At 44.2% G+C, this 6940-nt stretch carries 7 protein-coding genes; all 7 read left to right on the top strand.

Going from position 1 to position 6940, the window contains the following annotated elements; translation table 11 throughout:
- The first annotated feature begins 262 nt into the window (after nt 1–262).
- The 7 genes from rpsB (at nt 263) to Q0218_RS03670 (ending at nt 6931) form a co-directional block, all read left to right on the top strand.
- Nucleotides 263–1063 carry a 30S ribosomal protein S2 gene (rpsB, locus tag Q0218_RS03700; protein WP_122861894.1) on the top strand — a complete coding sequence of 267 codons (801 nt, stop codon included), beginning with the start codon at nt 263–265 and terminating at the stop codon, nt 1061–1063.
- Entirely contained in the window at nt 1063–2127 is a 1065-nt protein-coding gene (gene tsf / locus Q0218_RS03695; protein ID WP_297966307.1) for a translation elongation factor Ts, read from the top strand. The genes rpsB and tsf overlap by 1 nt, the downstream gene beginning before the upstream one ends.
- Nucleotides 2128–2133: 6 nt before the next feature.
- Nucleotides 2134–2781, top strand: a complete 648-nt coding sequence (locus tag Q0218_RS03690) for an ABC transporter ATP-binding protein (RefSeq protein WP_297966305.1) — start codon at nt 2134–2136, stop codon at nt 2779–2781.
- 896 nt (nt 2782–3677) lie between these two features.
- Nucleotides 3678–4439 carry a flagellar biosynthetic protein FliR gene (fliR, locus tag Q0218_RS03685; protein ID WP_297966304.1) on the top strand — a complete coding sequence of 254 codons (762 nt, stop codon included), beginning with the start codon at nt 3678–3680 and terminating at the stop codon, nt 4437–4439.
- Nucleotides 4440–4504: 65 nt separating this feature from the next.
- A complete protein-coding gene (locus Q0218_RS03680) occupies nt 4505–6058 on the top strand; it encodes a saccharopine dehydrogenase (RefSeq protein WP_297966302.1) in 1554 nt (517 codons plus the stop codon).
- Nucleotides 6059–6667 (top strand): guanylate kinase, encoded by a 609-nt coding sequence (gene gmk, locus Q0218_RS03675; RefSeq protein WP_295145322.1) that lies wholly within the window; start codon nt 6059–6061, stop codon nt 6665–6667. It begins immediately after the preceding gene.
- Nucleotides 6668–6706: 39 nt separating this feature from the next.
- The gene (locus tag Q0218_RS03670) at nt 6707–6931 is read left to right on the top strand and encodes a twin-arginine translocase TatA/TatE family subunit (protein WP_002952710.1); all 225 of its coding nucleotides are present in this window, start codon (nt 6707–6709) and stop codon (nt 6929–6931) included.
- Nucleotides 6932–6940 lie beyond the last annotated feature (9 nt).

The raw sequence follows: 6940 nt of genomic DNA, 5'->3' as shown, positions 1-6940 counted from the left end.
GCGTGCGTTACGGTTTAAAAACCTTTTAAGAATACGTGCGATTATATCAAAAAAAGCATATAATTTAATTAATCGCCCATCTAAGCTAGTATTTATGGCTTTTGCCGCTTAGATTTAGCTTTAATTTAGCTATTTTTAAATATAATCCAAGCTCCAATTCACACACACCAGTCCTAAAATTTGGTTGCGTTTGTCAAAAGCAAATGTTAATGGGTGTGGAGGAGAAACCTAAATTTCGGGGAAACCCACAAGGAGAAAACTCATGGTAACAATGAGAGATTTGCTAGAGTGCGGCGTTCATTTCGGACACCAAACGCGCAGATGGAATCCGAAGATGAAAAAATTCATTTTCGGCGAGAGAAAAGGTATCTATATCATAGATCTACAAAAAACTATCCGCTATTTCCGCTACACTTATAACGTCGTTCGCGACGCGGCAGCAGAGGGCAAGACTATACTTTTCGTAGGTACTAAAAAGCAAGCCGGCGCAACTCTAAAAGAGTATGCTGAAAAATGCGGCATGCCGTACGTAAATCACCGCTGGCTAGGCGGCATGATGACAAACTTCGGCACTATCCGCCAATCTATCCGCAAGCTCGAAGTAATCGAGGCTATGGAGGAGGACGGCTCTATAAATTTACTAACTAAAAAAGAAGCTCTAATGCTTCGCCGCAAAAAAGAGAAACTTCTAGCGTCTCTAGGCGGTATCAGAAACCTAAAAACCGTGCCTGATATGATTTTCGTCATCGATACGGTAAAAGAAAAAATCGCCGTACAAGAGGCTAACCGCCTAAAAATCCCTGTCGTAGCTCCGATTGATACAAACTGCGATCCTGACGTTATCGACTTCCCGATCCCTGGCAACGACGACGCGATCCGCTCGGTTCAGCTTTTCTGCCAAGAGATGGCTGAGGCTATCATCGAGGGACGCTCTCAGCTTGAAAAAGACGGCGGCGAGCTAGAAGAAGGCAAAGAAGCCGTAAGCCAAGCCGAAAAAGACGCAGTCGTAAACGAGGCTGTAAACGAAGACTTCTCCGAGGACTTCAGCGAGGATGAAGAGTAATGGAAATCAGCGCACAAATGGTAAAAGAGCTCCGCGAATCAACCGGAGCCGGAATGATGGACTGCAAAAAGGCGCTAGCCGAAGCTAACGGCGATATGGAAAAAGCCGTTGATATCCTGCGTGAAAAGGGTCTAGGTCAAGCCGCTAAAAAGGCCGACCGCCTAGCTAGCGAGGGTCTTGTGAGCGTTGTTGTTTGCGACCACTGCAAAACCGCAACTATCAGCGAGATAAACTCTGAGACCGACTTCGTCGCTAAAAACGCTCAGTTTCAAAATTTGACAAAAGACACTACGGCGCACATCCAAACAAATTTGATAAAAGACGTCGAGAGTCTAAACGCAAGCGTAATTAACGGCGTTAAATTTGAGGATTATTTCAAAAGCCAGATCGCTACTATCGGCGAAAATTTGGTCGTTCGCCGCTTTGAGACTATAAAAGCGGACGATAAAGGCGTAGTAAACGGCTACGTGCACTCAAACGGCCGCGTAGGCGTGCTAATCGGCCTAGCTTGCGAAAGCGCAGAAATCGCAAACAAAGCGGCTGAATTTGCAAGAAATTTATGCATGCACGCAGCTGCTATGAAGCCAAGCGTTATAAGCTACAAAGACCTTGACAAAGAGTTTGTCGAGAAGGAATTTATCGCGCTTCGCGCCGAGCTTGAAAAAGATAACGAAGAGCTAAAACGCCTAGGCAAGCCGCTCCATCACATCCCTGAGTATGCTAGCCGCTGCCAGATAGGCGATGCCGAGCTTGCAAAAGCTACAAAAGCGATCGAAGAAGAGCTAAAAGCCGAGGGCAAACCTGAGAAAATTTGGGATAAGATCATCCCTGGTAAGATCGAGAGATTTTACGCGGACAACACCGTTTTAGATCAGCGCCTTACGCTACTTGGACAGTTTTACGTAATGGACGATAAAAAAACTATCGAGCAGGTCGTTGAAGAAAAAGGCAAAGAGCTAGGCGGTAAGATCGAGGTAGTAAAATACGTTCGCTTCGAGCTTGGCGAAGGCCTAGAGAAGAAAAACGAGGACTTTGCGGCCGAGGTTGCGGCGCAAATAGGCTAAAATTTAATGGAAATCTTAAAGGGCGTAAATCTAGGCTTTGCGTATGATTATACGCTCTTTGAGGATGTAAATTTAAGCGTAAATGCCGGCGGCAGTTGCGCCATAACGGGCGTCAGCGGCTGCGGCAAATCAACCATACTCCATATACTTTCTACGCTTTTGCGACCCAAAAACGGCGAAGTTATCTACGGCGATAAGTCGCTTTACGATCTATCTGCAAACGAGCTTTTGCGTATCCGCAGATTTGATTTCGGTATCATTTTTCAGGCGCACTATCTTTTTAAAGGCTTTAGCGCGCACGAAAATATCGAGTTAGCCTCAGTTTTATCCGCGCAAAAAATCGACGATGAAATTTTGGCAAATTTAAAGATAGACGGCGTGATAAATCAAAAAGTAGGCGAGCTAAGCGGCGGGCAGCAGCAACGCGTCTCAATCGCTAGAGTGCTTTGTAAAAAGCCACGCGTGATATTTGCCGACGAGCCGACGGGAAATCTGGACAAACAGACTGCAAATGAAGTGATGCAAACGCTATTTAATTATATCAAAGCAAACGATGCGGCGCTGGTTTTGGTCACTCACGACAACGAGCTTGCGCGAAGATGCGACGAGGTTTACCGCCTCGAGGACAAAAAGCTTTCTTTAACTTCGCATTAATTTGCTTAATTTTTTGATATTTCTGTCAAATAGTCTGTATGCTATTTTGCTAAATTTAGCCTTTGGCGATATTGCCAGGCAGATTAGATAGCTTGATTGTTTAGTAAAATTTTGGCTTAAATTTATCTTTTATTTTATTTGATTAAATCGCGGCGATTGCGGCGCTATATTTGCGGTAACTTCGGCAGGAACAGCCTCGGCTTTTGCGCGCAGCTTTAACCGCTTAAATTTAATGAAAAGGCCGGCTATGTCTTAGCTTGTTTATTTTATTTTTGCGGTAAACTCGGCCGTCAAATTTAGCCTAGTAGTAGCGTCTGGGTTTTAAAAATAGATCATTTTGCTAACGCTAAACGCACCTTAAATCCATGTTTTATCCGCGTAGCATCTTTGATGAGTTTAAGTCCTAAATTTAGTAAAACGCAAAACCGCTTTGACCCTGGAGGCTAAAATAGCGGCGCGTCTAACCGTAAATACGCGTAGATTTTTATAATATAAAATCATAATTTTACGCCGTTTTCGTCGCCGAATTTTGCCTTGCGCGGTTACATAATCAAAGCTTGGAATCAAGCTGTCTATTTAGTAGCAAATACCGCGCATAGACGCATGGCTGCGAGATTTGACAAAATAGTCGTAAGCTAAAGGGAACGTAAATCAGGCATTAACGACGTACCGTAAAAACTAAAAAATAAGGCTAAATTTGGCGATAAATTTGTGAATTATTTTTACGATAACCAAGCTAAATTTAACCCCGAATAAAAGTAAATTCTACTAAAATAGCTAAATTTAGTACGAAAATCGGTTGGTTAGCCGCGCTAGGTTTTAGAAGCGCGAGCTAAATTTATTTAAATGAAAACCAAGCCGAATGCGAAAATTTAAATCAAAAACGAAAGAGTCAGGTGGAACTAGTCGAGTTTTTCGCGCCCGAGCGAGTCATTACCTTTATGCTACTTTTTGCGCGTATCGGCGGGCTGATGTTGTTTTTCCCGTTTTACGGGCACGAGCAGATACCTATGAGCGTCAAGACCGCGTTTTCGTTTTTGCTCACGCTATTTTTGTTTCCGCTTGCTAGCATTAAAAGCGGCGAAATTTACTATCTAGCCGTGGAGATCGTGAGCGAGGCGGCGCTGGGAGTTTGCGCGGGACTGCTGCTTCACATCGTTTTTGCCAGTTTGCAGCTAGCAGGCGAGCAGATATCGATGATCATGGGTTTTTCGATGGCTACGGTGCTAGATCCGCAGACGGGTATCAGCTCGCCCGTGATCTCAAATATCATAAATTTCCTCGCGCTCATGACTTTTTTGGCCTTTGACGGGCATCATTTGATCTTGCTTTTTATCTCAAATTCTCTTACGCACATTCCGCTGGGCGGCTTTTATCCGAGTCCCGATATCGTGCAGTACGCCTCAAAGTCCATGATAAATTTATTTACTTTCGGGTTTATCATTTCCTTCCCGATTTTGGCGCTTTCGCTGCTTTCTGATCTGATTTTTGGAATGCTCATGAAGACGATGCCGCAGTTTAACCTGCTAGTCGTGGGCTATCCGATCAAGATCACGATCGGCTTTGCCGTGTTGATCGCGATACTAGCGGGTATGATGGAGCTTTTTAGGCAGCTCGTGCTTCGCGTTATCAACGACCTTCCGTCGCTATTTTTCTAAAACTAAGCTTGAAGTAATGGAAAATATCTTAAAATATGCTTTTTAGGTTTATAAAAGGAGACTTCGTGAAAATCGTCATCATAAACGAAAATCCGGCCGTATCGCGCCTTGCTACCTTAGCGCTTGATAAAATCGGTCTTGAATACGCTCAGATCGGCAACGCCGGCGAGCTTGACGGTCCTTGCGACGTGCTTATCGTAGATAGCGACTCGGACGCTAAGGATACGAACCTAAAACAATTTGCAAACAAAATTTTATATCTTTCTTCCAAAAACGCCCCGACTTTCGAAGGCGCCGATAGGATACTGCCAAAGCCGTTTTTGCCTACTGAATTTATCGCTATCGTCGAAGATCTGGCTAACAAGAGCAAAGAGGCCGCTAGCGAGGCTAAGGCCGAGGCTCAAGACGATGAAGTGTCGGTAAAGGGATTTGAGTTTATGGATGATTTGGGCGATGAAATATTTAAAGAAGAGCCTGCTCCTATCGATGCCGATGAGTTTGATTTAGAGGGTATTTTGGACGACGATCCGGTTTTATCCGGCGACGAAGTTACCGGTTTTGAGGAGCCCGGCGAGACGGTTAAACCTACGGACGATGCGAGCCAAGAGCCTGAGAGTAAGGCGGATGAGCCAAATTTTGACGAATCGGAGGCTGATAACGATAAATTTGAAGATACAAACGAGCAAGAAGCGCTAGGCGAACTCGATGATTTTGAAATAGCCGTAAAAGAAGAGGATTTTAACGGGCTTGATTTGGATGACGAGTCTGTGGGCGAAATAGCCGAGCAAAACGAGTCTCAAGAGGCTAAATTTGAGGCATTTGGCGACAGCATAGAAGATATAAAGAACCAGATCGATGAGATAGATGCTATGGACGAAGAGGTATTTGAGGCTACTAGCGACGAGCCGGAGGCTAAAGACGCCGAGGATGCGGACGAGAGATTTGTAGAACTAGACGCCAAGCCTAACGATACCGGTTTTGAAAACTCTAAGGAATCAAGCGTAGAGCTTGCGTCAGAGGACGATAAAGAGTCGCAAATATCTATAAGCGACGAAGCGGCGCAAGAGTATCCAAAAGACGCCGCTACGGACGATGAGATAAAATTTGAAGAAAACAAAGAGCAAGAGATAAAAGACGAGATTTTAGACGATGCGGACTTTTTGGTCGATGATACGGACGGCGAAGCGCTTGACGTAAAAAACGAAGAGCCTAAAAATGATGAAAATTTAACGCAAGAAGTCCTAGACGACGAGGTTACGGGCGAGGATTTTGCGGCGGACGAACAAGCGCAAGCGCTAACGTCTGGCGATCAAGCCGGACCAAATGAAGACAAAGAGGCTCAAAACGAGTCTGCCGGTGCCGTCGAATTTGATGTAGAGAAATACAGCCAAATCGAACAGATTAGCGAAAAAGATATGGCTTTAGCGTTAAACGAGAGCGGATATGACGTAAGCGAAGTAGCGGAGCCGCAAGATAAAAGCGTAAAAATAGACGAAATAAAGGCTCAAATTTCAGATGCGGTAACTAAAAATTTGGAAGCTTCCTTACAAAACGGCGAGCTACGAGAAGCCCTAAAAAACCTCAATATTAAAATCAGCATTAGCTTTGAGGAAAAGTAGTTGAAAGGGCAAATTTTAATCGTCTCAGGCCCAAGCGGCAGCGGTAAGAGTACGCTTCTAAGCCGCCTTTTAAAAGAGGAGAAGGATTTATATTTTTCTATCTCGACTACGACTAGAGCGCCTAGACAGGGCGAAGCGCACGGCGTTAATTACTATTTTACGGATGAAAAAGAGTTTAAAAAGGGCATCGACGAGGGCGAGTTTTTAGAATGGGCATGCGTGCATAATAACTACTACGGCACTTCGCTAAAGCCGGTTTTAAGGGCGTTAGATGCCGGTAAAATAGCTATTTTTGATATCGACGTGCAAGGATTTAATATCGCAAAATCAAAGCTCGGCGGGCTAATCACTTCCGTTTTTATCACTACGGCAAACAAAAGCGAGCTAAATTTTAGGCTCTCAAACCGCGGTACAGACTCTGCTCAAACTATCCAAAAACGCCTAGAAAACGCGGTCGGCGAGATGGAGCATATTTTGGAGTATGATTATTTTTTAGTAAACGACGACTTGCAAAGCTGCTACGAAAATTTGCGCGGGGTTTTACGCTCGATGCGCTTAAGGACGTTAAGCTTAAACGTCGAAGAGATTATTAAAAACTGGAATAATTGATAAATTTATGATAATATCACGAAAATCAAAGGAGAAAAAATGGGTCCAAGCGTCCAACAATTGCTTATTATTTTACTTATCGTGGTCTTGCTTTTTGGAGCGAAAAAGATCCCCGAGCTCGCAAAAGGCCTAGGTAAGGGAATAAAGAGCTTCAAATCGGAAATGGAAGACGATAAAAAAGCCGAGAACGTAGAAAAAGTAGAAGAGAAAAAAGAAGAAACCGCAACTGCCGCAAAGACCGAAGATACGGCTAAAAACGCGTAAGGAAAGGCG

The sequence above is a fragment of the uncultured Campylobacter sp. genome (assembly GCF_938039245.1).
GTDB lineage: Bacteria > Campylobacterota > Campylobacteria > Campylobacterales > Campylobacteraceae > Campylobacter_A.
This window is presented reverse-complemented; position numbering and strand designations above follow the sequence as displayed.

Excerpts from the sequence above, each read along its gene's own strand:
- rpsB (WP_122861894.1), top strand. The coding sequence starts at position 263 with ATGGTAACAATGAGAGATTTGCTAGAGTGCGGCGTTCATTTCGGACAC.
- tsf (WP_297966307.1), top strand. The coding sequence starts at position 1,063 with ATGGAAATCAGCGCACAAATGGTAAAAGAGCTCCGCGAATCAACCGGA.
- Q0218_RS03690 (WP_297966305.1), top strand. The coding sequence starts at position 2,134 with ATGGAAATCTTAAAGGGCGTAAATCTAGGCTTTGCGTATGATTATACG.
- Q0218_RS03670 (WP_002952710.1), top strand. The coding sequence starts at position 6,707 with ATGGGTCCAAGCGTCCAACAATTGCTTATTATTTTACTTATCGTGGTC.